This window comes from Curtobacterium sp. MCLR17_036, assembly GCF_003234445.2.
Classification (GTDB): domain Bacteria; phylum Actinomycetota; class Actinomycetes; order Actinomycetales; family Microbacteriaceae; genus Curtobacterium.
This window is the reverse complement of the sequence record NZ_CP126269.1, coordinates 3366116-3392949: the sequence shown is the minus strand read 5'-3', so window position 1 is coordinate 3392949 and position 26834 is coordinate 3366116. Positions and strand designations below refer to the sequence as shown.

Sequence of the window (26834 nt, the reverse complement as noted above, 5' to 3'; positions counted from 1 at the left end):
AGGTTCTTCTCCGCCCTGGTGCAGCCGGACCCGTATATGGCGGCGGGTACCGCTCACGGAGATCATCCCACACGTGCACCGACGTCCTGCGTCCGGCACGCGTCGGCGTGGTCACAGGGCACGGACTCTTCGGGGATCGCCGAGCGATCAATCCACTCACCTACACACTGCTTCGTCAGTGTCGGCCCGACGGGGCCTACGGAGGTCACACCCTTGGCTGCTGCGCCCAACGCATCCACCAACCCCAAGAACGGTCGCAACCACTCGCGACTCTCGTTCGCCAAGATCACGGACACCCTCACGGTTCCTGATCTGCTCGCACTCCAGACGGAGAGCTTCGACTGGCTCGTCGGCAACGACGTCTGGAAGGCCCGTCTCGCAGAGGGACAGGAGCAGGGTCGCACCGACCTCGCCCTGCACTCCGGCCTCGAGGAGATCTTCGAGGAGATCTCCCCGATCGAGGACCTCGGCGAGACCATGCAGCTCTCGTTCACGGCTCCCGAGCTCGAGGACCCGAAGTACTCGATCGACGACTGCAAGGAGCGCGGCAAGACCTACGCCGCCCCGCTGTACGTCAACGCCGAGTTCATGAACCACATGACGGGTGAGATCAAGACGCAGACGGTCTTCATGGGCGACTTCCCGCTCATGACCGAACGCGGCACGTTCATCATCAACGGCACCGAGCGCGTCGTCGTGTCGCAGCTCGTCCGTTCCCCCGGTGTGTACTTCGAGCGCCAGCAGGAGAAGACCTCCGACAAGGACATCTACTCCGCCCGTGTGATCCCGTCGCGCGGTGCGTGGCTCGAGTTCGAGATCGACAAGCGCGACCAGGTGGGCGTGCGCATCGACCGCAAGCGCAAGCAGTCCGTCACGGTCTTCCTCAAGGCCCTCGGCCTGACGAGCGAAGAGATCATGGACGAGTTCCAGGGCTTCGCCTCGATCGAGTCGACCCTCGAGAAGGACGCCGTCCTGACGAAGGAAGAGGCGCTCAAGGACATCTACCGCAAGCTCCGTCCGGGCGAGCAGGTCGCCGCCGAGGCCGCGCGTGCGCTCCTCGACAACTTCTACTTCAACCCGAAGCGCTACGACCTGGCGAAGGTCGGCCGCTACAAGGTCAACCGCAAGCTCGGCATCGACGCCCCGCTGTCCGACTCGGTGCTCACCGTCAAGGACATCGTCGCGACGATCAAGTACCTCGTGTCGCTGCACGCCGAGCGCACCACGATCGACGGCGTCCGCGACGGCGAGCCGGTGCAGCTGCGCCTCGACGTGGACGACATCGACCACTTCGGCAACCGTCGCATCCGCGCGGTGGGCGAGCTCATCCAGAACCAGGTCCGCACCGGTCTGTCCCGCATGGAGCGCGTCGTCCGCGAGCGCATGACCACGCAGGACATCGAGGCGATCACGCCGCAGACCCTGATCAACGTGCGCCCCGTCGTCGCCGCGATCAAGGAGTTCTTCGGGACGTCCCAGCTGTCGCAGTTCATGGACCAGAACAACCCGCTCGCGGGCCTGACGCACAAGCGTCGTCTCTCGGCCCTCGGCCCGGGTGGTCTGTCCCGTGAGCGTGCCGGCGTCGAGGTCCGCGACGTCCACCCGTCGCACTACGGCCGCATGTGCCCGATCGAGACCCCGGAAGGCCCGAACATCGGCCTGATCGGTTCGCTCGCCTCGTTCGGTCGGATCAACTCCTTCGGCTTCATCGAGACCCCGTACCGTCGCGTCGTCAACGGCGAGGTCACGAAGACCATCGACTACCTCACCGCTTCGGAAGAGGACGACTTCGTCGTCGCGCAGGCCAACGCCCCGCTGACGAGCGACTTCCACTTCGCCGACGACAAGGTGCTCGTCCGCAAGAAGGGTGGCGAGGTCGAACTCGTCGCCAAGGACGAGGTCGACTACATGGACGTCTCCCCGCGCCAGATGGTGTCGGTCGCGACGTCGCTCATCCCGTTCCTCGAGCACGACGACGCGAACCGCGCCCTCATGGGTGCGAACATGCAGCGTCAGGCCGTCCCGCTGCTCCGTTCCGAGTCGCCGCTCGTCGGCACCGGCATGGAGGGCTACACGGCCATCGACGCCGGCGACGTCGTCACCGCCGACAAGGCCGGTGTCGTCTCCGAGGTCTCGGCCGACGCCGTGACCCTGCAGCTCGACGAGGGCGGCACGCAGACCTACTACCTGCGCAAGTTCGACCGCTCGAACCAGGGCACGAGCTACAACCACCGCGTGGTCGTCTCGGCGGGCGAGCGTGTGGAGCAGGGCGAGGTCATCGCCGACGGTCCCGCGACGGAGAACGGCGAGCTCGCGCTCGGCAAGAACCTCCTCGTCGCGTTCATGCCGTGGGAGGGCTACAACTACGAGGACGCGATGATCCTGTCGCAGAACCTCATCAAGGACGACACGCTCTCCTCGATCCACATCGAGGAGTACGAGGTCGACGCCCGCGACACGAAGCTCGGCAAGGAGGAGATCACCCGTGACCTCCCCAACGTCAGCCCGGACCTGCTGGCCGACCTCGACGAGCGCGGCATCATCCGCATCGGTGCCGAGGTCCGCCCCGGCGACATCCTGGTCGGCAAGGTCACGCCGAAGGGCGAGACCGAGCTGAGCGCCGAGGAGCGCCTGCTCCGCGCGATCTTCAACGAGAAGTCGCGCGAGGTCCGCGACACCTCGCTCAAGGTGCCCCACGGTGAAGAGGGCACGATCATCGGCGTCAAGGTGTTCGACGCGCAGGACGGCGACGACGAGCTCGGATCTGGTGTCAACCAGCGCGTGGTCGTCTACATCGCCCAGAAGCGCAAGATCACCGCGGGTGACAAGCTCGCCGGTCGTCACGGCAACAAGGGCGTCATCTCGACGATCCTGCCGGTCGAGGACATGCCGTTCCTGGCGGACGGCACCCCGGTCGACATCGTCCTCAACCCGCTCGGCGTCCCCGGCCGCATGAACTTCGGTCAGGTGCTCGAGATCCACCTCGGGTGGCTCGCCAAGCAGGGCTGGAACGTCGAGGGCATCCAGGAGTGGGCAGCCGACCTGCCGGAGGCAGCGCGCAGCGCCGAGCCCGGCACGAAGGTCGCCACCCCGGTGTTCGACGGTGCCTACGAGCGTGAGATCGAGGGCCTCCTCGACTCGACCCTGCCGAACCGCGACGGCGAGCGCCTCATCGGCTCGTCCGGCAAGGCGCAGCTCTTCGACGGCCGCTCCGGCGAGCCGTTCCCGGAGCCCGTCTCGGTCGGTTACATGTACATCCTCAAGCTGCACCACCTGGTCGACGACAAGATCCACGCGCGTTCGACCGGTCCGTACTCGATGATCACGCAGCAGCCGCTGGGTGGTAAGGCGCAGTTCGGTGGACAGCGGTTCGGTGAGATGGAGGTGTGGGCACTCGAGGCGTACGGCGCCGCCTACGCCCTCCAGGAGCTCCTGACGATCAAGTCCGACGACATCCTCGGCCGCGTGAAGGTCTACGAGGCGATCGTCAAGGGCGAGAACATCCAGGAGCCCGGCATCCCCGAGTCGTTCAAGGTCCTCATGAAGGAGATGCAGTCGCTCTGCCTGAACGTCGAGGTCCTCTCGGCCGACGGCCAGGCGGTCAGCCTCCGCGACACGGACGACGAGGTCTTCCGCGCCGCCGAAGAGCTGGGCATCAACATCTCCTCGCGGTTCGAGTCGTCCTCTGTCGACGACATCTGATCCCGCCCGTACATCGAAGCCTGAATCAGCAAGAGAGAAGAACATTGCTCGAAGCAACTTCCTTTGACGCCATTCGGATCGGCCTCGCGACCGCCGAGGACATCCGTCAGTGGTCGTACGGCGAGGTCAAGAAGCCGGAGACCATCAACTACCGCACCCTGAAGCCCGAGAAGGACGGTCTGTTCGGCGAGCAGATCTTCGGTCCCTCCCGCGACTGGGAGTGCGCCTGCGGCAAGTACAAGCGTGTCCGGTTCAAGGGCATCGTCTGCGAGCGCTGCGGCGTCGAGGTCACCAAGTCCTCGGTCCGTCGTGAGCGCATGGGCCACATCGAGCTCGCCGCCCCCGTCACGCACATCTGGTACTTCAAGGGCGTCCCGTCGCGTCTCGGGTACCTCCTCGACATGGCGCCGAAGGACCTCGAGAAGGTCATCTACTTCGCGGCGTACATGATCATCGACATCGATGAAGAGGGCCGTCACGCGGACATGCCGGGTCTCGAGAACGAGATGCGTCTCGAGATCAAGACCCTCGAGGGCCAGCGCGACTCGATCATCGCCGACCGCCTCAAGAAGCTCGAGGACGACCTCGCAGCGCTCGAGGAAGAAGGCGCCAAGGCCGACGTCAAGCGCCGCACCAAGGACACCGCCGAGAAGGAGATGTCCCAGGTCCGCAAGTCGTTCGACGAGGACATCACCCGTCTCGAGCGTGTGTGGGAGGACTTCCGCAACCTCAAGGTGGGCGACCTCAAGCCCGAGGACGCCGTCTTCCACGAGCTCCAGGACCGCTTCGGGATCTACTTCGACGCCTACATGGGCGCCGAGGCGATCAAGCTGCGGCTCGAGGCGTTCGACCTGACCGCCGAGGCCGAGGCACTGCGCCTGCAGATCGCCGAGGGCAAGGGCCAGAAGAAGATCCGCGCGATCAAGCGTCTGCGCGTCGTCAGCTCCTTCCTCGCCACCGGCAACTCGCCGGCCGCGATGGTGCTCGGCGTCGTGCCGGTCATCCCGCCGGAGCTGCGCCCGATGGTGCAGCTCGACGGTGGCCGCTTCGCCACGTCGGACCTCAACGACCTCTACCGTCGTGTGATCAACCGCAACAACCGTCTCCGCCGCCTGCTCGACCTCGGTGCCCCCGAGATCATCGTGAACAACGAGAAGCGCATGCTGCAGGAAGCCGTCGACGCGCTGTTCGACAACGGTCGTCGTGGTCGTCCGGTCACGGGTACCGGCAACCGCGCCCTGAAGTCCCTGAGCGACATGCTCAAGGGCAAGCAGGGTCGTTTCCGCCAGAACCTGCTCGGCAAGCGCGTCGACTACTCGGGCCGTTCGGTCATCATCGTCGGCCCGCAGCTGAAGCTGCACCAGTGCGGTCTGCCCAAGCAGATGGCGCTCGAGCTCTTCAAGCCGTTCGTGATCAAGCGCCTCATCGACCTGTCGCACGCGCAGAACATCAAGTCGGCCAAGCGCATGGTCGAGCGTTCGCGTCCGCAGGTGTGGGACGTGCTCGAGGAGATCATCCGCGAGCGCCCCGTCCTGCTGAACCGTGCGCCGACGCTGCACCGTCTGGGCATCCAGGCGTTCGAGCCGCAGCTCGTCGAGGGCAAGGCCATCCAGCTCCACCCGCTCGTGTGTGCTGCGTTCAACGCGGACTTCGACGGCGACCAGATGGCCGTGCACCTGCCGCTGTCGGTCGAGGCCCAGGCCGAGGCCCGCATCCTGATGCTCGCTTCGAACAACATCCTCAAGCCGTCCGACGGCCGCCCGGTGACCCTGCCCGCACAGGACATGATCATCGGTCTGCACCACCTCACCACCGTCCGCGAGGGCGCCGTGGGCGAGGGCCGTGCGTTCTCGTCGGTCGCCGAGGCGATCCTGGCGAACGACCAGCACACGCTGCACCTCAACGCGATGGTGAAGATCCGCATGACGGGTGTCCACTTCGCCGAGGGTGAAGCTCCCGAGGGCTACGAGCAGGGCGACACCGTGCTGCTCGAGACGACCCTGGGGCGTGCGCTCTTCAACGAGACCCTGCCGGCGAACTACCCGTTCGTCCAGAAGGTCACGGACAAGGGCGTGCTCTCCGCGATCGTCAACGACCTCGCCGAGCGCTACTCCAAGACCGAGACGGCCGCCGCGCTCGACCGGATCAAGGACGCCGGCTTCTACTGGGGCACCCGCTCCGGTGTGACGGTCGCCCTGTCGGACGTCGTGACGCCTCCTCGCAAGAAGGAGATCATCGCGGGCTACGAGGTCCAGGCCGCCAAGGTGCAGGGCGAGTTCGACAAGGGTCTGATCACCGACTCCGAGCGTCGCGCCGACCTGATCAAGATCTGGACCGAGGCCACGAACGAGATCGCGCAGGAGATGCGCGACAACTTCCCGGTCGACAACACCATCAACCGCATGGTGTCGTCCGGTGCTCGTGGTAACTGGCTCCAGGTCCGCAACATCGCCGGTATGCGTGGTCTGGTCAACAACCCGAAGGGCGAGATCATCGCCCGCCCGATCATCAACTCGTACCGCGAGGGCCTGACCGTGGCGGAGTACTTCATCGCCACGCACGGTGCTCGCAAGGGTCTTGCCGACACCGCGCTCCGTACCGCGGACTCCGGGTACCTCACCCGTCGTCTCGTGGACGTCTCGCAGGACGTCATCATCCGCGAGGACGACTGCGGTACGACGCGTGGCCTCGAGCTGCCGATCGCGACCGTGGACGCCGACGGCAAGCTCGTCCGCGACCCGCGCGTCGAGAACACCGTGTACTCCCGCACCCTGGCCACCGAGGCCGTGGACGCGAAGGGCACGGTCGTCGCCGAGGCCGGCGAGGACGTCGGTGACGTCCTCATCGACAAGCTGCTCGCTGCCGGTGTCGAGAGCATCAAGGTGCGCTCGGTCCTGACCTGCGAGTCGGCCGTCGGTGTCTGCGCGAAGTGCTACGGCCGTTCGCTCGCCACGGGCAACCTGGTCGACATCGGTGAGGCGGTCGGCATCATCGCCGCTCAGTCCATCGGTGAGCCCGGTACCCAGCTGACGATGCGTACCTTCCACACGGGTGGTTCGGCCTCGGCCGACGACATCACCCAGGGTCTGCCGCGTGTCACGGAGCTCTTCGAGGCCCGGACGCCGAAGGGCGCGTCCCCGATCGCCGAGGCCCCCGGCCGCGTCGTGGTCGAGGACACGGACAAGGGTCGTCGGATCATCCTCACGCCGGACAACGGCGACGAGCCGTTCATCTACCCGGTGCTCAAGCGTGCGACGCTCCTCATCGAGGACAACCAGCACGTCGAGCTCGGCGAGCAGTTCATCGCCGGCACCGTCGACCCGAAGGAAGTCCTCCGGGTCAAGGGCGTCCGCGAGGTCCAGAAGCACCTGGTCAACGGTGTGCAGGACGTCTACGGCTCGCAGGGTGTGCCGATCCACGACAAGCACATCGAGGTCATCGTCCGCCAGATGCTCCGCAAGGTCACCGTCGTCGACCACGGCGACACCGACCTGCTGCCGGGTGAGCTCGTCGACCGGTCGCGCTACAACGCGCTGAACCGTGCGGCGCTGCAGGAGGGTCGCAAGACCGCCTCGGCTCGCCAGGAGGTCATGGGCATCACGAAGGCGTCCCTCGCGACCGAGTCGTGGCTGTCCGCTGCGTCCTTCCAGGAGACCACCCGCGTGCTCACGCAGGCGGCCATGGAGGGCAAGCAGGACCACCTCGTCGGCCTCAAGGAGAACGTCATCATCGGTAAGCTCATCCCCGCCGGGACGGGCCTCAGCCGGTACCGCGACGTGGACGTGAACGCGACGGAGGAGGCGAAGGCGGAGCGGTACCCGAACCGCATCTTCTCCGACGACTCGTCGTTCTCGGACGCCGACCTGAGCTTCGTCGACTTCGACAGCTTCTCGTCGGACGACTTCACGCCGGGCACGTACAACTGAACCGAGTGAGCTCGACGGAAGGGCCCCGCATCCACCAGGATGCGGGGCCCTTCCGCTTGTCGCTCCGCTTGTCGCTCCGCGGTCAGCGATGGCCGCCGGTCAGCGGTAGGTGACCGTCGCGGAGCCCAGCGGGCCGTCGTCACCGGTGGCGTGCACGGTCACGGTCCCCCCGGCCAGCCGACGGGGGTCGAGCGTGACCGTCCACCCGCCGAGCCCCGGGACCCGCGGCTCGACGGCGTTCCCGTCGGCGTCCGTCGCGGGCGCACCGTCGGCGTCGGTGAACGACAGTCGGGCGTTCGGTTCCGCCGACCCGGACAGCACCAGCTTCCGCGGCGCGTACCGGTCCACGGTGGCCGTGGTCGGGAACGGGATCATCGCGCCCGACGTCGCCGACCCGACCAGCTTGCCGTCCTCGTGGACCTCGGCGATGATCCCCATGAAACGGGTGCCGTCGGCGGGGTAGGCGAGGTCGGCCTCCCAGGTGCCGTCGGTGTTCTCGATCCAGTCCGTGTCGCCGTCGACCAGGGACCACGGCGCGCCGGACTCGTCGACGAAGCGCATCTGGGTCGCTGCCGGGCCGCGGCCCGAGACGTGGACCGTGTGCCCGACCGCGTCCACCACGACGTCGTCGATCCTCGGGTCGGCGTTCTGGTCGGCGGTGGCGTTCACCCGCAGCTGTTCGGCGCCGTCGAACCGCAGGACGGTGGTGAGCGTGTGCTTGCCGAAGCCGACCCCGGTGATCCGGTGCGCGACCTTCCCGTCGCGGTCGACGACGGTCGACCCAGAGGGTGCACCGTCGACGCTGAACTCGAGACGCGCGCCCGGTTCGAACCCACCGGGCGAGGACACCTTCAGTGAGCGGTTCCAGCCCTCGCGGGTGATGAGCATCGCGAGCCAGGTCACGGGCTTGGTCGTCGCACGGACGGTCCGCTGCGGGGAGCCGATCGAGTCGGAGACCGTGAACGTGTGGTCGCCGAAGTCGTCGACGTGGGTCACGGCGCGCCAGGAGCCGTCCGTGCGGACACGGGCGTCCACGGCTGCTCCGTCCGACGGCTGGACGGTCACGCGGTCGCCGGGGTCGCCCGTGCCGGCGAGCGTCACCGTGCCGTCGTTGTGCACGATGGAGGCCACCCGGGCGGTCAGGATGGGCACGGTGACAGCGGCTCGGGCGGGTGTGGCGAACCCGATGACGGCCAGGAGCACGACGAGGACGGCGGCGATGGCGAGCGGCCGGTGTGACCGACCTGCTGAAATGTGGAACGTTGTCATGCCGGACATGGTGCAACTGCGGCGCGGCCGCTGTCCAGACCCTGAAACGATCTGTTCACAACCGTGCTGCACCGCAGAACCGAGGGTGGCTCGGTCTGGAGGGCCAGCGGATCAGACGGCGCGGCCGGTGTCGTCGGCGCGGCCACCGCCCGTACCGGACTCGTCGACGAGCGAGTACAGACTCAGGACGTTCCCGTCGGGGTCGCGCGCGTCGAACCACGCGACCGCGCCGTCGACGCACGCGACCGGACCGACGTCGATGCCGAGGGCCGCGATCCGGGCGTGCTGCGCTGTCACGTCGTCCACACCGAAGCGGACTCGGGCAGGGTGCTCCTCGGCGTCCGGTTCCTCGAGGAGCTGGACCCAGATCCCGCCGATCTCGTACTCGACGACGCCGTCGGCGGGTTCGAGGTCCGGTTCCGCACGCTCGAACACCGCGCCGTACCAGAGGCACGACGCCTCGATGTCGGTGACCGGCAACCCGACGGTGACACTCGTGATGTCCATGACTCATCATGGCCCGCGTCGCGGGGTTCGTCGAGGGTCGGCGGACCTGGCAGGGTGGTGGGATGGCGACCCTGCGCGAACGGATCACGGCACCGGCACACCTCGAGCCGCCGAGCCCGGTCGGCGGTCTGACCTTCCGGCCTGCGACGTTCGAGGACCTGCCGGCGATGCACGCCGTGGCGGTCGCGGCGGCGGCCGTCGACGACCCGCACGCCCGTCCCTCCACAGCGGACCTGCACCGCTCGCTGTCCACAGAAGGACTCGACGTCGCCCGCGACACCGTGGTCGGCACCGATGCTGACGGGAATGTGCAGGCCTACGGCATCGTCGTCGACGTCCCCTCCCGCGTCACCGCCGCTCGCGTGGTCCTCGACGGCGCGGTCCACCCCGACCATCGCGACCGCGGCGTCGGCCGTCGACTGCTCGCCTGGCAGAGCGGGCGCGCGCGGCAACGGCTCGCCACGCTCGACGTCGACTTGCCCGCGGCGCTCGACCTCGGTGGGCGCCGCGGTTCGTCCGTCCTGCGCCTCGCCGCGCGGGCGGGGTTCGAGCCGATCCGCGACTGGGTCGACATGCAGGTCGTGTTCGACGAGCGATCCGACGCGATCGCGGTGCCGCCCGTCCCGGACGGCCTGGTGGTCCGACCGACGACGGCCGACGACATCGAACCGATGCGCCTCGCCAAGAACGACGCCTTCCGCGACCACTGGGGATCGCAGCCGATGGTCGCCGCCGACTGGCACGGGTTCCTCACCGCACCGAAGAGCCGTCCCGACCTGTCCCGCGTCGTCGTCGACGGGGACGGTTCCGTCCTGGCGTTCGCCGTCGTGGAGTCCGACCCGGAGTCCTTCGCGGCCCGCGGGCACTCGTTCGGCTACGTCCACTGGGTCGGGGTCGTGCGGGCTGCGCGCGGCACGGGGCTGGCACCGATCGTGCTCGGCGCTGCACTGCAGGCAATCCGCGGCGACGGCCTCGCCGCAGCGGTGCTGCACGTCGACGCCGAGAACCCGAGCGGTGCCGGCCGGATTTACGAGCGCCTCGGCTTCGTCGCGGGCGACGTGCACGTCACGGCGTCCACGGCGCTCTGACCGGGCACACCCCCACCGGACCCATCTCCACCGGACCCATCTCCACCGGACCCATCTCCACCGGACCCTTCTCCACCGGGCACCCCTGTTCTGGGTGCACCTGACCCCTCCTCGCCCCCTCTTTCTGGGACTGCGGGCCGTCGGTGCGCCAGAAGTAGCGTGGTCGGGCGCCTTCTCCCTGGTGGCGCACGACCCGACGACGTCTCGCGCCCGCGAGTCCAAGGAGGTGGGGGCCTGATGGCGACCCTGTCCGAGATCCTCATCCTGAACGGCGCCCTGCCCATCGAGCACCTCGACTCGATGACCGGCGACGAGGAGCTCGACGAACGCGCCATCCGCGGCCTCGTCGACCAGGGCGTCGTGAGCGAGGCCCAGTTCATCACCGCCCGCGCGGCCTCGAACAACTCCCGCACCGTCCCGCTGACCGACTACCCGGTCGACGGCACCGCCGTGTCGATGCTCCCCGCAGCGCTCTGCCGCCGGCACGGCGTGCTCGGCGTCGGCTTCGAGGGTGAGCTGCTCATCCTCGCGATGGTGAACCCGACCAACGTGCTGGCGATCGACGACGCCCGTGCCGCCTCCGGCCGTCCGATCAAGCCCCTGCAGGTCGAGGAGCGCGACCTCGCCACCGCCCTCGACCGCTACCTGCGCGCCGACGACGAGCTGAACGACCTCACCTCCTCGCTCGAGGAGGAAGCGTCCGTCAGCACGTCCGCACAGGTGGACATCGCCGACGGCGCGCTCGACGACGTCCCGATCGTCCGCTTCGTCAACCTGCTCGTGTCCCAGGCCATCCAGGACCACGCCTCCGACATCCACATCGAGCCGGGCGAGCACGAGGTCCGGATCCGCTACCGCATCGACGGCGTGCTGCACGAGATGGCCCCGGCACCCAAGAACATCCAGAACGGCGTGATCAGCCGCCTGAAGATCATGAGCGACATCGACATCGCCGAACGTCGCAAGCCCCAGGACGGCCGCATGTCGGTCCGTCACGGTGGCCGCCAGATCGACCTCCGCGTGGCGACGCTGCCGACGGTGTGGGGCGAGAAGGTCGTCATGCGGATCCTCGACAACACGAACACGTCGTTGACCCTCAAGGACCTCAACCTGCTCGAGCAGAACTTCCAGGCGTACCAGAAGTCCTACTCGAAGCCGTACGGCATGATCCTGGTCACCGGTCCGACCGGTTCGGGCAAGTCGACCACGCTGTACACGACCCTGAACGCCGTCGCGCGCCCCGAGATCAACGTCATCACCGTCGAGGACCCGGTCGAGTACCGGATGTCCGGCATCAACCAGGTGCAGGTGAACCCGAAGGCCGGCCTGACCTTCGCCTCGGCGCTCCGGTCGATCCTGCGGTCCGACCCCGACGTCGTCCTGCTCGGTGAGATCCGCGACCACGAGACCGCCCAGATCGCGATCGAGGCCTCGCTGACCGGCCACCTCGTGCTCTCCACCCTGCACACCAACGACGCACCGTCGGCCGTGACCCGGCTCACCGAGATGGACATCGAGCCCTTCCTGGTCGGTTCCGCCCTGGACTCCGTGGTGGCGCAGCGACTCGCGCGTCGCCTCTGCGACCGGTGCAAGGCGCCCGCCGTGTACGAGGCCGAGCAGCTCCAGGCCCTCGGCTTCCTGCGCGCCGGCGACGAGGTCCCGCCGTTCTTCGCGCCGGTCGGCTGCGCGGTCTGCTCGAACACGGGCTACCGCGGCCGCATCGCGCTGCACGAGGTCATGACCGTCACCGAGGAGATCGAACGGCTCGCCGTCGCGCGGGCCTCGAGCGCGGAGATCAGCCGCGTCGCCCAGCAGCAGGGCATGCTCACCCTCCGCCAGGACGGCTTCGAGAAGGTCAAGCTCGGCATGACGAGCGTCGACGAGATCCTGCGCGTGGTCGCGTAGGCACCGGGAGGACACGAGCGATGACCGATTCCGTGTACGACATCACGACCCCCGGCGACGAGCCCGTCGCCGGCTGGCACCCCGGCAACCCGGGCACCGAGGTGGGTTCCCGACGAGCCGCCCGGCTGGCGTCGACTGCCCCGACGGCGCCCGTCCCGGCGGCCGCGCCCGAGCAGGTCTACGACCTCGGCGACGACACCATGGCCTGGCCGGCCCCCACCGGCTCGCCCATCGCCGTCCCGGTGGCACAGCCCCTCGCCGCCCCCGCGACGCCGCCCGCAGCGGTGCCGTCGTCGATCGCGACCTACGGCTACACCGAGGCGCCGACGCACCAGCTGCCGGCGATCCCGTACAGCGGCGCGCACCACGCGACCCCGGCGGCAGCTCCGGCCGCGCCGGCCGCGGGCTCGTCGTCGGGCGACATCGACTTCTCGCGGCACGCCCGCGAGGTCGCCGACCCGGACCTCATCACCGCCCTCGCCCAGGTCGTCTACCAGGGCGCGTCCGACCTGCACGTGACGGCGGACGCCCCGCCCACCGTCCGCGTCGACGGCTCGCTCCGGCCCGCCGTGCCGGGAGGCGCGTGGTCGCGTGGCAAGGTCATCGCGGCCCTCAAGACGCTGCTGTCCGTCGAGCAGGCCGGCCAGTTCGACCACGACCAGGAACTCGACTTCGCGTACTCGCTCTCGCCGGAGTACCGGTTCCGCGTGAACTACTACCAGCAGCGCGGCAACTGGGGCGCGGCCTTCCGCATCATCCCGACGAAGATCAAGACGCTCAAGCAGCTCGGCATCCCCGAGCACGTGGGCGACTTCGCCGGCCTGCCGCGCGGCCTCGTGCTCGTGACCGGGCCCACCGGTTCCGGCAAGTCGACGACGCTCGCCGCCCTCATCGACCTGGTGAACGAGAGCCGCGCGGACCACATCGTGACGGTCGAGGACCCGATCGAGTTCATGCACGAGCACAAGCGCGCCATCATCAACCAACGCGAGGTCGGTGCCGACACGCACTCCTTCGCCTCGGCGCTCAAGCACGTGCTGCGCCAGGACCCCGACGTCATCCTCATCGGCGAGCTCCGCGACCTCGAGACCATCTCCGTCGCCCTCACCGCCGCCGAGACCGGCCACCTGGTGTTCGCCACCCTGCACACGCAGAGCGCCCCCGGCACGATCGACCGCGTCATCGACGTCTTCCCGCCACACCAGCAGGGCCAGATCCGCACGCAGCTCGCGGCCACCCTGCAGGGCGTCGTCTGCCAGACGCTCGTGCCGAAGGCGAACGGCGTCGGCCGTGTGGTCGCCACCGAGATCATGACGATCACGCCCGCCATCGGGAACCTCATCCGCGAGGGCAAGACGTACCAGATCACCTCGGCCATGCAGGCCGGCCGTGACCTCGGCATGCACACCATGGACCAGGACCTCGCGGAACTGGTCAACGTCGGCACGATCTCGCGGAAGGCCGCGATGGAGAAGGTGCACGACGAGGACGGCTTCGACCGGCTCGTGCAGCGCGTCGAGTCCCCGTCCGATTCATCGGCCGCCGCGATCGCCGCCAGCGGCATCGACTTCGGCGACAAGTTCTCCGGAGGCTACTGATGTCCCTCGCGTTCGACTACCGAGGCCGGGACGGCGCCGGCAAGCTCGTCAAGGGGCGGCTCGACGCCGCGTCCGAGGGTGCCGTCGTCCAGCGCCTGCGAGGTATGGGCGTCTCGCCCATCGCGATCACCGAGTCGAAGGCCGGCACCGGGCTGCAAGCCGAGATCAAGATCCCGGGCTTCGAGAAGGGCGTCGGCCTCAAGGACCTGGCGATCATGTCGCGACAGGCCTCGACGATGCTCACCTCGGGGCTCTCGCTCCTGCGTGCCCTGACGATCCTCGCCGACCAGACCGAGAACAAGAAGCTCAAGGACATCCTCGGCAAGGTCCGCGACGACGTCGAGCGGGGAGTCTCGTTCTCGGAGGCCGTCGCGAAGTTCCCGGTCGACTTCCCGCCGATCATGATCAACATGATCCGCGCCGGCGAGACGGGCGGCTTCCTCGACCAGGCGATGGACTCCATCGCGACGAACTTCGAGAAGGAGCACAAGCTCCGGACGACCATCAAGTCGGCCATGACCTACCCGGTGGTCGTGCTCGTGATGTCCCTGCTCGCCGTCGCGATCATGCTCATCTTCATCGTGCCGATCTTCCAGGACATGTTCTCGTCGCTCGGGGGCAAGCTCCCGCTCCCGACGATGATGCTCGTCTACCTGTCCCACGCGATGCGGTACATCGCGATCCCGCTCGCGATCGCGATCACGGTGTTCTCCCTGTGGTGGCGGGCGAACAAGAACACCGATCGGGTTCGTGCGGTCATCGACCCGATCACGTTGAAGCTCCCCGTTTTCGGTCAGTTGCAGAAGAAGATCGTCATCGCGCGATTTGCCCGGAACTTCTCCAACATGATCGGCGCCGGTGTCCCCATCCTGCAGGCATTGCGCATCGTCGGCGAAGTGTCGAACAACTTCGTCGTGAAACGCGCACTCGACAATGTCGCAGAAGCAGTGCGGAAAGGCGATTCCATCGCTGCGCCGTTGTCCACGGAAACGGTGTTCCCCGCAATGGTGACGCAGATGGTCGCCGTGGGTGAGGACGCCGGCTCCCTCGAAGTCATGCTCGAGAAGATCGCTGTGTTCTACGACGCCGAGGTCGAGGCCACCACGGACGCACTGACCTCGCTCATCGAGCCGCTGCTCATCGCGTTCCTCGGCGTCGTCGTCGGCGGCATGATCATCGCGTTGTACATGCCGATCTTCCAGATCACGAACGTCGTGCAGAACGCGTCCTGACCATTCCACCCCCGTGTGGGGGCGATCCGTGAATGCGGTCGCCCCCACAGTGGGGGTCTTTTGTGTGACCGATGGCCCCCGTTCTCGGGATTGGCCGGTGCTTTCGCCCCGAATACGCTGATGTACGGCGGCAGAGCAAGCCCCGAAATCACATTCCCTCATTCCCCGCAGAATGGAAACAATCATGTACTTCGCTCTCATGGGCAAGCTCGACGCTCGCCGCAAGGGTCTCCTGAAGGACGGCGAGAAGGGCTTCACCCTCATCGAGCTCCTCGTCGTCGTGATCATCATCGGCATCCTCGCCGCGATCGCCATCCCGGTGTACATCAGCGTCCAGAACAACGCGAAGAACGCCGCCGTCAAGTCGGACGTCACCAACGCGAAGGCCGCGATCGTGACCGTCGTGACGCAGTCGGACACCGGTGCGTACCCCGCGTCGCTCGACGCGGCAGCACTGTCTGCCGACCCGTACAAGGCCGCGGGCAGCACCGCCGGGACCGATACGACGCTGGCCTACTCCACGAACAGCGACAAGACCGCATTCTGCGTGCAGGGCACGAGCACCGCAACGAAGAAGACCTTCGGCGCAACCGACGCGTCCGGTGTTGCCGAGGGCACTTGCGCCGCCGGTGTCTTCACTGCCAAGAAGTAGCGAATGACGGGACCCGCGCGGCCCTCCGGCCGTGCGGGTCCTCCCGCATCCCACCCCACGAGGAAGGAACGACATGATCGCGCGCATCGCCGAGCGACTGCGTTCCGCCCGTGAGGACGAGCACGGCTTCACCATCATCGAGGTGATGGTCGCCATGACGATCTTCGCGGTCATCGCCGCCGGCATCGCGGCCGGCATCACGGCGTCGCTCGTGCTGTCGAGCGACACCCGCGCCCGCGAGGTCGCCTCGACGGTCGCGATGGAGGACATCGACAACCTCCGTGACCTGCCGAGCATCTTCGACGTGAAGAGCGGCAGCGGCACGAGGACCGTCGGCAACCGCACCTTCACGCTCGAGCGCAAGGTCGCCTGGATCCGCTCGTCGGGATCGCCCACCGCCTGCGGCACGGGCGACGGCACCCTGTCGTACAAGTCGGTCACGGTCTCGGTCGCCTGGACATCGTCCGGCGCGTCTTCCGGCACCCAGCGCGTGAGCATGTCGAGCGCGATCGCGCCGCTCTCGAACATCAACTCGGACACCACCGGGTCGATCCTCATCGGGATCACGAACGGCAACGGCGTCGGCGTCTCCGGCATGGTGCCGACCATCAGCGGCCCGGGCGGTGTGACCGTCCCCGCCACCGACAGCGAGGGCTGCACCTACGTCTCCGGGGTCGCCCCAGGCACGTACACCGTCACGATCGCCCGCAGCGGGTACATCGACTCGGACCAGAAGGCGAGTCCGTCGAGCAAGACCGTCCGCGTCGCAGCCGGTGACTCCGGCGCCGCGGCGTTCTCGTTCGACGTCGCGACCCGCTACAACTTCACCTACACGACCACGCCAGCGGTCGGCGCGACCCTGCCGACGAACCTGCCGACCACGCTCGTCAACCCGACGTCGGGTACGACGTCGTTGCAGAACACGGCGACGACGGCGACCGTCTTCCCCTTCTCCTCCGGCTACCAGGTCGTCGCCGGCACCTACGTCGTCGACGCGTCCGGTACGACATCGACGACGACGTGCCTGAGCTCCGAGCCCGGCTCGTGGACGACCCCGAACAAGGCGGGGAAGGTCGGCACGCCGACCGCGCCGTCGGCCGCCCTGTCGCGCGACGTGCAGATGGGCGCCGTCAAGCTCTCGAAGCTGCCGAAGGACCAGTTCCTCACCGCGGTCACCACGAACCCGGTGAACGGGGACCCGGGGTGCGCCGTGGGCATGAAGCTCGCGTTCCCGAAGTACAGCGGCGATGCGTCGACGATCGCCCTGCCGTGGGGGACGTGGAAGCTCTACGCCGGGACGTCCTCCGGTACGACCACGACGGCGCTGTCGCTCACCACGTCGAACGCGGCGATGGTCACGAACGGCGGCGTCACGGGCGGCGTCGTGATGGTCGACCCGAGGCCGGCCTCGTGATGCTCGCGCTCGCTCGCCGGCTCCGTCGGGACCAACGCGGGATCACCCTGGTCGAGCTGCTCGTCGCGATGCTCGTGACGTCGTTGCTGCTCACCTTGGTGGGGAGCTTCTTCGTGTCGATGCTCAAGGCGCAGCGGACGGTGTCGTCCGTCAACGACAGCACCCGGCAGGGCACCACCTCGATGACCCAGATCAGCCGGTACCTGCGCGAGGCGTCGCGCTGGCAGGTGTCGAGGACGACGACCAACCCGGCGTTCGTCAACACGTCGGCGCGGAGCGTGCAGTTCTACTCCGCGGTCGACCTCTCGAGCTCGCGGGCCGGTCTGACGAAGGTCACGATCGACGTCCAGTCGAACCGCCTCCGCATGCAGCTGCAGCGGGGGGACTGCCCGGCCGACGGCTACTGCACCTTCACGGGGTCGACCCGCACCGTCGTCCTGGCCGACGTCGTCCGCAGCACGGGCGACGCCAGCACGATCTTCCGCTACGAGAACGCCGGCGGCGCGATCTTCACCCCGACCTCGACGACGGCGGACGCCATCCGCTCGGTGGACGTGAACCTGACGATCGGGTCCGCCGGCGGGACGACGGCGAACGACACCACCTTCCAAGCCACCATCAACCTGCGCAACCTCGACTACGGCGCAGCGACGGAGTGACGATGATGCTCAGACTGGTCCGCGCACTGCGCGAGCGTGACGACGAGCGCGGTGTCGCGCTGGCCGCCGTCATCGGCATCGGCGCCGTCCTCATGATCGTGCTCTCGCTCGTCGTCGCGACGGCCACGAGCGGCGCCACGAAGGCGACGACCGACGTCGCTTACAACAAGGCGATCGCGGCCGCCTACGCGGGGCTGTCCGATTACCAGGGGCGGCTCGCTGCCGACAACTCGTACGTGCAGTACGGGGTGCGGACGCCGTTCTCGGGGACGAGCACGTACTCGTCGGACACGACGAACAAGGCCTTCGGCACGACGCGAGCCGACGGGTGGGCGCCGGTCGTCGGCAGTCCCGATCAGTCGTACCGGTACGAGGTCGACAACTCCGACTACGCGACCTCGGGCAAGGTCCGACTCCGCGTCACGGGGAAGTCGGGAGCGACGACGCGCACGATCGTGGTCGACCTGCGCGGAGACGGCTTCGTGAACTACCTGTACTTCACCGACTACGAGTCACAGGACCCCAACCTCACCGGCGAGACGGTGACCGGCGGCACGGCCCGGTGCACGTCCGCGCACCGCAACGACAGCAACTGGAACGTCAACGCCAGCTGCAACGCCGTGCAGTTCGCCTCGGGCGACGTCCTCGACGGACCCGTCCGCACGAACGACGTGATCACGGCCTGCGGCGCGACGTTCAAGTCGACCGTGCAGCACACCGGTGCTGCGGGCTTCTTCTACACGAGCGGCCAGACGTCGATCAGCTCGTCGTGCCGCTCCTCGACGAAGTTCCTTCCCGGCGACAGCACGCGGAACGTCGGCACCCTGCCGATGCCGAGCACGAACGCGAACATGAAGCAGGAGGCGCGCACCGACATCCCGGACAAGGTGGCGAAGCCGGGTTGCATCTACACCGGACCGACGTCGATCACCTTCCTGTCCGGGGGCAAGATGCGGGTCGTCTCGCCGTGGACCCAGAAGACCCAGGTGACGGGTGCCGCGAACGGCACGATCACCGGCGGCGGCACCAACGATGCACTCTGCGGGTCCGTGTCCGCGTTGCAGGGGGCCGGTGCGGTCATCCCGACCCTCCCGTCGAACCTGGTCTTCGTGCAGTCGGTGCCGAGCACCGCCGGCGACCCGAACTCGTGGGCGACGGACAAGACGCCGAGCGGGAACGTCAACGGCACCGTCAACGCAGGATCGCCGGTCTACTGCCAGCAGAACGTCACGACGGGCAGCGGGCGGAACCAGAAGACGACCTCGGAGTACGGCAACGGGCTCGGTTACCCCCTGGCCAACGAGTTCACGGGGAGCCGCGGCGACGCCGGGTACTATGGGTGCCGGAGCGGCGACGTCTTCGTGTCCGGTTCCTTCGGCGGCCAGATGACGGTCGCCGCCGAGAACTTCGTCTACGTCACCGGCAGCATCGTCTACCAGAACGGTCGCAGCTCCGACGACATGCTCGGGCTCGTCGGGCAAAAGGCCGTGTCGGTCTACAACCCCATCTCGTGCTCGTCGGGGACGGCCAGTGCGTGCTCGACCGCGAACGGCGACTCGTCGAACCTCGCGCCGACCCGGAACATCGAGATCGACGCGGCGATCGCGAGCAACCTCGGCACCTTCAACGTGCAGAACAGCGCGTTCGGGTCGAACCTCGGCACGTTGACGATCTACGGCTCGATCGCGCAGGAGTTCCGCGGGTCGGTCCGGACCTCGTACAACTCCGGTGCCTGGCTCACCGGTTACGCGAAGGCCTACGGGTACGACACGCGTCTCCGGACCTCGGCGCCGCCGAAGTTCCTGCAACCGGTGTCCACCACGTACGGCGTGACCACCGAGACGGAGTCGGCGACGGCGTTCCGCGCCGACGGCAGCGCGACGGGCAAGTGACGTGAGCGTCCTCGACTCCGCACTCCCGCTGCTCGTGACCCTGACCGGCGTGCTCGGCCTGGCGATCGGTTCGTTCCTCAACGTCGCCGTGCACCGCGTCCCTGCGGGCATGTCCGTGGTGGCACCGGCGAGTGCCTGCCCCGGGTGCGGTCACGCGATCCGCCGCCGCGACAACGTCCCGGTGCTGTCCTGGATCGCCCTGCGAGCCCGTTGCCGGGACTGCCACGAACCGATCTCGGCGCGCTACCCGCTCGTCGAGGCAGGCACCGGTCTGCTGTTCGTCGCCGTCACGCTGTTCTCGGTCCTCGCCCCGTGGTCCGCGCTCCGTACGGGCACGGACACTCGAGGACTCGTGCACGCAGGGCTGCTGCTCGTCGCGCTGCTCTTCCTCATGGCCGTCAGCATCACGCTGTCGCTCATCGACCTCGACACCCACACCCTGCCGAACCGCATCGTGCTGCCCGCGTACGTCGTGCTGCCCGCGCTGCTCCTCGCAGCCTCGGCGGTCTCCGGCGACTGGGGTGCCCTGGTCCGAGGGATCGTGGGCCTGGTGGTCCTCGGCGCCGTGTACCTGGCCCTCGCGCTGGCGGTACCGGGCGGGATGGGGCTCGGCGACGTGAAGCTCGCGGGCGTCCTCGGGTTCGTCCTCGCGTACCTCGGATGGGGACCCCTCGCAGTGGGTTCTTTCGGGGCGTTCCTGCTCGGCGGTAGCTTCGCAGTCGTCCTCCTCGCAGTGCGCCGCGCCGGACGCCGGAGCGGGATCCCGTTCGGCCCCTGGATGCTCGCGGGCGCCTGGCTCGGCATCGCCGTCGGCGCGCCGCTGTGGGACCTCTACCTCGGCGTACTCGGACTCTCCTGACGCGCTCGCACCGCTGAACCCACCAGACCGACCCGAAACGGTCACGGAAGGACCCACCCATGCCGAAGAGCATCGTCGGTGTCGACATCGGCGCCGCAGCGATCCGCGCCGTCGAGGTGCAGGACCCCGACCGGCCGAAGCCCACCATCGTGCGCTTCGCCGAGGTGCCCGTCCCCGAGGGCGCGACGCGCCAGGGCGAGGTCGTCGAGCCGAACACGGTCGCGGGTGCGCTGCGCCAGCTCTGGTCGATCGGCAAGTTCCGCTCGAAGGACGTCGTGCTCGGGATGGGCAACCAGCGCGTGCTGTCCCGCGACCTCACCGTCCCGAAGGCCCCGATGGCACAGATCCGCGAGTCGCTGCCCTTCCAGGTGCAGGACATGCTCCCCGTTCCCGTCGGCGAGGCCATCCTCGACTTCTACCCGACCGGTGAGGGCACGAGCGAGAGCGGCCCGACCCTGAGCGGCCTGCTCGTCGCCGCGGTCAAGGACGCCGTGCTCGCCAACGTGCGCGCGGTGCAGACCGCCGGCCTCAACCCGGTCGGCGTCGACCTCATCCCGTTCGCCCTCGCCCGGGTGCTCGCCCCCGCGAGCCAGCGCGGCACCGTCGCGATCGTCGAGTGCGGTGGCAACACCACCACCGTCGTGATCGTCACCGACGGGGTGCCGAAGTTCGTCCGCATCATCCCGACCGGTGGCGACGACATCACGCGGCTGCTGGCCGGTCGGCTCTCGATCGACGAGGGATCCGCGGAGGCCGTGAAGCGGCACCTCGGCATGGACCCGCTCGCCGCCCGGACGAGCGACGACGCGCTCGCGGTGGCCGCGGTCCGCGAGACGATGAGCGAGCTCCTGGCGAGCCTGCGGAACACGATCAACTACTTCGTCAACACCCACCCGGCCGAGCCGGTCGGCGAGATCCTGCTCGGTGGTGCCGCTTCGGCCCTGCCCGGCTTCGCCGCCGCGCTCTCCGAGTTCACCCGCACGTCGGTCCGGTTCGGCGCCCCGTTCGCCAACGTGGCACTCGCCAAGTCGATCCGGGTCGAGGACCTGCACGCACACGGCGCATCGATCGCGGTCGCCTGGGGCCTCGCGAGCGGAGGGAAGGCAGCATGAGCCAGACCACGAAGACCAAGCCGTCCCGCAGCGCCCGTCGTCGCGGTGCAGCCGAAGGGGACCCGGCGGCGCGCGTCGCGGCCGAGAGCGCCGAGCGTGCGAAGCGCCTCAGCAAGACGTCGCCCAACGACGTGGTCGTCGGCGGCCGGCCGCGCGTCGACCTGCTGCCCACCGAGGTGCTCGCCGACCGCCGCAGCCGTCGTGTCGTCCGACGCATGTGGGCCGGTGTCGCCCTCGTCGCGGTCGTCGTCGGGATCGGCATCGGCGCTGCGAGCCTCTACGCGGCCCAGGCCCACGACGAGCTCACCGACGCGCAGAACGAGACCCTCTCGCTCCTGCGTCAGCAGGCGCAGTACAGCGAGGTCCGCGAGACCGAGACCGGCACCGCGCTCCGTCAGGCAGCCCAGTCCGTCGGCGGGTCGACCGAGATCGCCTGGCAGCCGTACCTGAGCTCGGTGAGGTCGTCGCTGCCGTCCGGCGTCGAGATCACCGGGGTCGCGATCGACTCGGCGACGCCGCTCGAGGCCTACGCGCAGGCCGACACCCCCCTGCAGGGGCAGCGTGTCGCGACGCTGACGATCGACGCACAGAGCCCGACCCTGCCGTCCGTGCCCGAGTGGCTCGACTCCGTCAAGGACCTCGAGGGCTTCGTGGACGCCACCGCGAACTCGGTCACCCTCGACCCGACCACCGGCGTCTACACGGTGAACATGACCATCCACGTCGACGACGGCGCCTTCGACGGCAAGTACCAGGACAAGGGCGAGTGACATGACCCGCAACCGACTGAACATGCTGATCGCCGTGCTGGCGATGGTCGTGGTGGCGCTCGCCGGGTTCTTCGTCGGCGTCCAGCCGCACCTCGCGCAGGCTGCGACGGACCGCGACGAGCAGACGTCGGTGGACGCCACGAACCAGACGACGGCGGCGGAGCTCGCCCGTCTGCAGGAGCGTGCGAAGTCCCTCCCGGCGCTCAAGGCCGAGCTCGCGAAGCTCACGGCGTCGGTCCCGTCGTCGGCGAGCATGTCGTCGTTCTACGGGTCCGTGGACGACGTCGCCGCGCGGACCGGTGTGAAGGTCTCGGCGATCACGACCTCGGACGCGGTCGCCTACACCTCGCCGGCAGCCGCTGCACCGGCGACCGAGGACAGCACGGCGACCGACGACCCGACCGCGACCGCGTCCGCCGGGCCCTCCGCAGCGGCCACGACGGCGACCACCGACCCGTCCATCTCCGGCGAGAACTTCTCCGCGATCCCGGTCTCCGTCTCGGTCGACGGGTCGTTCGACCAGGCGCTGTCGTTCATCGGCGGCCTGCAGGACGGGGCCCGGCTCTTCCTCGTGAACACCGTGACCTCCTCGGCGTCGCAGGACTCCACCGACGAGTCCGCGACGGCCTCGACCACCTGGACCTTCGGCGGCTACGTCTACGTCCTGACCACCGACGCGGACACCGCCGCGAAGGGCTGATCCCACCCCCGTGAAGTGGGGCCGGCCGCGGCACGCCGACCCCACTTCCGCGACAGCCGTCGTTGTGCGTACGATGCTCCCGAGCCCGCGATCGCGGCCGCTCGTCCCCTCTCGAACGGTCGGCTCGGATCGGCCGTTCCCGTCGTGCCCGGAGTCGCGCGTGTTGGTCGGAATCGTGGAGTTCCTCGGCTGGTTCGGAGCCGTAACCGTCCTTGCCGGTTACATTCTCTTCTCGACGGGGAAGCTGCCGAACGGCCCCGTCTACCAACTCTTCAACCTCGTCGGCGGGCTCGCGGTGGCGGTGAACGTCGCCGCGCACCACGCGATCCCCTCGACGATCGTGAACGGCATCTGGGCGGTCGTCGCCGTGGTCGTCCTCGTCCGGATGGGCCGGGCCCGGCGGGCTGCGCGCCGAGCCGAGCCGACCGACGGCCTCTGGCGCGACGTGGCCGGCGACGACGGCGGGGGAGCCCCCGTCCTGCACACGGAGCCCCCGGCGACCACGGGCGTCCTGCCGGTGATGGGCCCCGCGGTGCGCGACCACGAGGCCGACGCGGCGTCCGTGGCGGACGCGGCCCCGGGCCTCCAGGCCGACCCCGGTCACGATCCCGTCCCCGCGACCGTTCCGGCACCGATGACCGAGACCGTCCCGATCATCACCGCGACGATCGCCCTCGCGCTCGTCGCCGCGGCGCAGGAGCAGGCCGGCCGGTCCGACGAAGCCGCTCAGCGCGCCGCCCGGACCGACACCGCCCGCTGACCCGCCGGACGGCGATACGATCGGACCATGTCCCGGTGGTTGATCGCGACGATGACGTCCGTCCTCTTCATCGCGCTCGTGGTCGCCGTCACGGGCTTCGAGGCCCTGCTCGCCGACGTCGAGATCATCTCCCAGCCGGACGCCACCCCGTACCTCGGCCCGGGGATGGTGGTCGGCGGTGCGCTCGTGGTGTTCCTCGCGACCGCGGTCGGTGCGCGGGACGGCAACCCCGGCGTGACCGGTCTCGTGGCGGCCGCCACCGTCTACCTCGTGATGCTCGGGGTCGGGGCCGTCGGCTACGCGCTGCTCCGTGGTGACGCGACCGAGCTCGTGGTCTTCCCCGCCGGGTACGCCCTCGGGCCGTTCGTGGTCGGGTCGGTCGTGGTCGCGTTGCTGTCCGTCGTGGGCGGGACGGCGGCGGCGAAGCAGCAGGCACGTGCGGGCCGCGGCGCCACCGACGCGGGCGGGCAGCGGGGGACGACGATCGCGGGCGACGACCAGGCCGGGCGGTAGTCTGCCGGGGCACGACGCACTCGCAACGGGGGAACGATGACCGACCAGCACGAGCAGCAGGACGGCTGGGGCGCCGTCCCACCGGTGGCCTCGATCCGGGGCACCCAGGACGCGTCCGGTACCCCGGCGGTGACCGCACGCCCCGCACGCCGTCTCCGCCGCCGGCAGGTGGTCGGGATCGTCGCCGGGGCGACGGCCGTCGTGGTCCTGCTCGTCGCCGGGGTGGTCGGGTTCTCGGTCGGGACGGCCACGCACGCGGCGGACCGACCGGTGCGCGCGTTCCTCGACGACCTGACGGCAGGACGTGTCGACGCGGCACTGGACGAGGTCGGGATCGACCCCGAGGAGTCCGACGTCCTGCTGCGCCAGGCCGCCTACGCGAAGGCCCGGGACAAGGTGACCGGCTACCGCATCGCGGCCACCAGCACCGAGGGGGACACCGCGACGGTCCGGGCGTACCTGCGGCAGGGCGGCCAGGACGTGGCGGCAAGCTTCACGCTCGAGCAGACCGGGACGGACTGGGGGTTCTTCCCGGTGTGGGAGCTGCAGGCACCGGAGCTCGGTTCGGTCGTCGTGGACGTCGACGGCCCGACCCCCGCCGCGGTGCGCGTCGACGGCAGCACGGCGCGGACGGCGAAGGACGGCACGCTGAGCCTCCGGGCGCTGCCCGGCACGTACGCGGTGTCCTACGCCGGCGGGAAGTGGGCGACCGCGGACGGCGGGAAGACGACGGTGCGCGGGTTCGGCGACGACGTCTCGACACCGGTGCGGATGCAGGCGTCGCTCACGGACGCCGGCGTCCGGGCCGCGGAGCGGGCGGTCGACGCCTGGGTCGACGGCTGCATCGCCTCGAAGGAGGCCGCACCGCCCGGCTGCAGCTTCTACGCCTACGGGCAGGACCCGGCCTACACCTACACGAACCAGAAGTGGACGCTCGTCTCGCGACCCGTCGTCGACGTCAGCCGCTGGACGTCGAACGGCTGGTTGGTCACCACGACGACCTTCGGCCGCGCGACGTTCACGGCGGACATCGCGGGCGCCGGCGGGACCGGGACGGCATCGGCCGGCCCGCTCAACGTGAACGCGAGCGGCTACGTCACCGGCTTCGGTGACGACGGCGCGACGTTCCGGTCCGCCGTCGGCAACGGGTCCTCCGACACCGGTTCGTGAGTCCCGCGCCCCGGCGACCGGGCGCGGCGACCGACGGGGCGGTCGCTCCTGCCCCGGATTGATTTCACCCCGCCCCGCGGGTAGTCTCTACTGGGTGTGCGCCCTCGGGCGCGCCCGAAAAGTCCGGCGGGCCACATCGCCCGGTCGGACCACTCCGTCCCCCACCGTTCTCCGCCGTCAGGCGGTGATCAGCATGGGACGAGGAAGTCGGCGGATCGCGCCGGCCAGAGAGCACGAGCGAAGAACCAGGAGAACAGTTGCCTACCATCCAGCAGCTGGTTCGCAAGGGTCGCGCGCCGAAGGTCACCAAGACCAAGGCGCCCGCCCTGAAGGCGAACCCCCAGCAGCGTGGCGTGTGCACCCGCGTCTACACCACCACCCCCAAGAAGCCGAACTCGGCACTGCGCAAGGTCGCTCGTGTCAAGCTCTCGAACGGCACCGAGGTCACGGCCTACATCCCCGGTGAGGGCCACAACCTCCAGGAGCACTCGATGGTGCTCGTCCGCGGCGGTCGTGTGAAGGACCTCCCGGGTGTCCGTTACAAGATCATCCGTGGCGCCCTGGACACCCAGGCAGTCAAGAACCGTAAGCAGGCTCGCAGCCGCTACGGCGCGAAGAAGGGTTGAGTTAGATGCCTCGCAAGGGTCCCGCTCCCAAGCGTCCCGTCGTCGCCGACCCGGTCTACGGCGCCCCCATCGTCAGCCAGCTGGTCAACAAGATCCTGCTGGACGGCAAGAAGGGCCTCGCCGAGCGCATCGTCTACGGTGCACTCGAAGGCGTCACCGCCAAGAACCAGCAGGACGCCGTCGCCACGCTCAAGAAGGCGCTCGACAACGTCCGTCCGACCCTCGAGGTCCGCAGCCGCCGCGTCGGTGGCTCGACCTACCAGGTCCCGGTCGAGGTCAAGCCGCACCGCGCGAACACCCTCGCGCTCCGCTGGCTGACCTCGTACGCCAAGGCCCGTCGCGAGAAGACGATGACCGAGCGTCTCATGAACGAGATCCTCGACGCGTCGAACGGTCTCGGTGCCGCGGTCAAGCGCCGCGAGGACACGCACAAGATGGCCGAGTCGAACAAGGCCTTCGCCCACTACCGCTGGTAGTCCC

21 protein-coding genes are annotated in these 26834 nt (G+C 69.0%); 19 read left to right on the top strand and 2 right to left on the bottom strand.

All coding sequences use genetic code 11. From position 1 onward, the window contains the following. Positions 1 to 213 precede the first annotated feature (213 nt). On the top strand, positions 214 to 3702 hold the full coding sequence (rpoB, locus tag DEI99_RS15970) for a DNA-directed RNA polymerase subunit beta (protein ID WP_111040840.1): 3489 nt from the start codon (positions 214 to 216) through the stop codon (positions 3700 to 3702). A gap of 44 nt (positions 3703 to 3746) precedes the next feature. Beyond that, entirely contained in the window at positions 3747 to 7628 is a 3882-nt protein-coding gene (rpoC, locus tag DEI99_RS15965) for a DNA-directed RNA polymerase subunit beta' (protein ID WP_284180889.1), read from the top strand. Between the two features lie 99 nt (positions 7629 to 7727). On the opposite strand, the gene DEI99_RS15960 is transcribed toward rpoC, so the two are convergent. Together DEI99_RS15960 and DEI99_RS15955 are read right to left on the bottom strand one after the other, a co-directional pair. Beyond that, positions 7728 to 8897: a hypothetical protein gene (locus DEI99_RS15960; protein WP_146247058.1), complete on the bottom strand. Its 1170-nt coding sequence runs from the start codon at positions 8895 to 8897 to the stop codon at positions 7728 to 7730. Between the two features lie 111 nt (positions 8898 to 9008). Then, positions 9009 to 9404: a VOC family protein gene (locus DEI99_RS15955; RefSeq protein WP_111040837.1), complete on the bottom strand. Its 396-nt coding sequence runs from the start codon at positions 9402 to 9404 to the stop codon at positions 9009 to 9011. A gap of 62 nt (positions 9405 to 9466) precedes the next feature. Between DEI99_RS15955 and DEI99_RS15950 the strand changes: the two genes are divergently transcribed. From DEI99_RS15950 to rpsG, 17 genes are all read left to right on the top strand, one after another. Next, on the top strand, positions 9467 to 10492 hold the full coding sequence (locus tag DEI99_RS15950; protein WP_181434348.1) for a GNAT family N-acetyltransferase: 1026 nt from the start codon (positions 9467 to 9469) through the stop codon (positions 10490 to 10492). 237 nt (positions 10493 to 10729) lie between these two features. Next, entirely contained in the window at positions 10730 to 12397 is a 1668-nt protein-coding gene (locus tag DEI99_RS15945; protein WP_111040835.1) for a GspE/PulE family protein, read from the top strand. A gap of 20 nt (positions 12398 to 12417) precedes the next feature. Continuing rightward, a complete protein-coding gene (locus DEI99_RS15940) occupies positions 12418 to 13995 on the top strand; it encodes a type IV pilus twitching motility protein PilT (RefSeq protein WP_284180888.1) in 1578 nt (525 codons plus the stop codon). Next, positions 13995 to 15227, top strand: coding sequence for a type II secretion system F family protein (locus DEI99_RS15935; protein WP_111040834.1), 1233 nt, complete (start codon positions 13995 to 13997; stop codon positions 15225 to 15227). The genes DEI99_RS15940 and DEI99_RS15935 overlap by 1 nt, the downstream gene beginning before the upstream one ends. Positions 15228 to 15411: 184 nt before the next feature. Further along, positions 15412 to 15879: a type II secretion system protein gene (locus DEI99_RS15930; protein WP_111040833.1), complete on the top strand. Its 468-nt coding sequence runs from the start codon at positions 15412 to 15414 to the stop codon at positions 15877 to 15879. 73 nt (positions 15880 to 15952) lie between these two features. Continuing rightward, positions 15953 to 17293: a prepilin-type N-terminal cleavage/methylation domain-containing protein gene (locus tag DEI99_RS15925; protein WP_111040832.1), complete on the top strand. Its 1341-nt coding sequence runs from the start codon at positions 15953 to 15955 to the stop codon at positions 17291 to 17293. Next, complete coding sequence (locus DEI99_RS15920) at positions 17293 to 17952, top strand: PilW family protein (RefSeq protein ID WP_258369228.1); 660 nt, start codon at positions 17293 to 17295, stop codon at positions 17950 to 17952. The genes DEI99_RS15925 and DEI99_RS15920 overlap by 1 nt, the downstream gene beginning before the upstream one ends. Before the next feature lie 2 nt (positions 17953 to 17954). After that, a complete protein-coding gene (locus DEI99_RS15915; protein ID WP_111040830.1) occupies positions 17955 to 19844 on the top strand; it encodes a hypothetical protein in 1890 nt (629 codons plus the stop codon). A gap of 1 nt (position 19845) precedes the next feature. Next, positions 19846 to 20703, top strand: a complete 858-nt coding sequence (locus tag DEI99_RS15910) for a prepilin peptidase (RefSeq protein ID WP_258369223.1) — start codon at positions 19846 to 19848, stop codon at positions 20701 to 20703. A gap of 59 nt (positions 20704 to 20762) precedes the next feature. Then, on the top strand, positions 20763 to 21815 hold the full coding sequence (gene pilM, locus DEI99_RS15905) for a type IV pilus assembly protein PilM (RefSeq protein ID WP_111040829.1): 1053 nt from the start codon (positions 20763 to 20765) through the stop codon (positions 21813 to 21815). Next, the gene (locus tag DEI99_RS15900) at positions 21812 to 22585 is read left to right on the top strand and encodes a hypothetical protein (RefSeq protein WP_111040828.1); all 774 of its coding nucleotides are present in this window, start codon (positions 21812 to 21814) and stop codon (positions 22583 to 22585) included. The genes pilM and DEI99_RS15900 overlap by 4 nt, the downstream gene beginning before the upstream one ends. Before the next feature lies 1 nt (position 22586). After that, positions 22587 to 23285 carry a hypothetical protein gene (locus tag DEI99_RS15895; RefSeq protein WP_111040827.1) on the top strand — a complete coding sequence of 233 codons (699 nt, stop codon included), beginning with the start codon at positions 22587 to 22589 and terminating at the stop codon, positions 23283 to 23285. A 160-nt stretch (positions 23286 to 23445) separates the two neighbouring features. Continuing rightward, positions 23446 to 24045, top strand: a complete 600-nt coding sequence (locus DEI99_RS15890; RefSeq protein WP_146247056.1) for a CBU_0592 family membrane protein — start codon at positions 23446 to 23448, stop codon at positions 24043 to 24045. Positions 24046 to 24072: 27 nt separating this feature from the next. After that, positions 24073 to 24558, top strand: a complete 486-nt coding sequence (locus DEI99_RS15885; RefSeq protein WP_111040825.1) for a DUF6121 family protein — start codon at positions 24073 to 24075, stop codon at positions 24556 to 24558. A gap of 36 nt (positions 24559 to 24594) precedes the next feature. After that, entirely contained in the window at positions 24595 to 25728 is a 1134-nt protein-coding gene (locus DEI99_RS15880; RefSeq protein WP_111040824.1) for a hypothetical protein, read from the top strand. A 257-nt stretch (positions 25729 to 25985) separates the two neighbouring features. Further along, on the top strand, positions 25986 to 26354 hold the full coding sequence (rpsL, locus tag DEI99_RS15875; RefSeq protein ID WP_071259748.1) for a 30S ribosomal protein S12: 369 nt from the start codon (positions 25986 to 25988) through the stop codon (positions 26352 to 26354). A 5-nt stretch (positions 26355 to 26359) separates the two neighbouring features. Next, complete coding sequence (gene rpsG, locus DEI99_RS15870) at positions 26360 to 26830, top strand: 30S ribosomal protein S7 (protein ID WP_071259751.1); 471 nt, start codon at positions 26360 to 26362, stop codon at positions 26828 to 26830. Positions 26831 to 26834 lie beyond the last annotated feature (4 nt).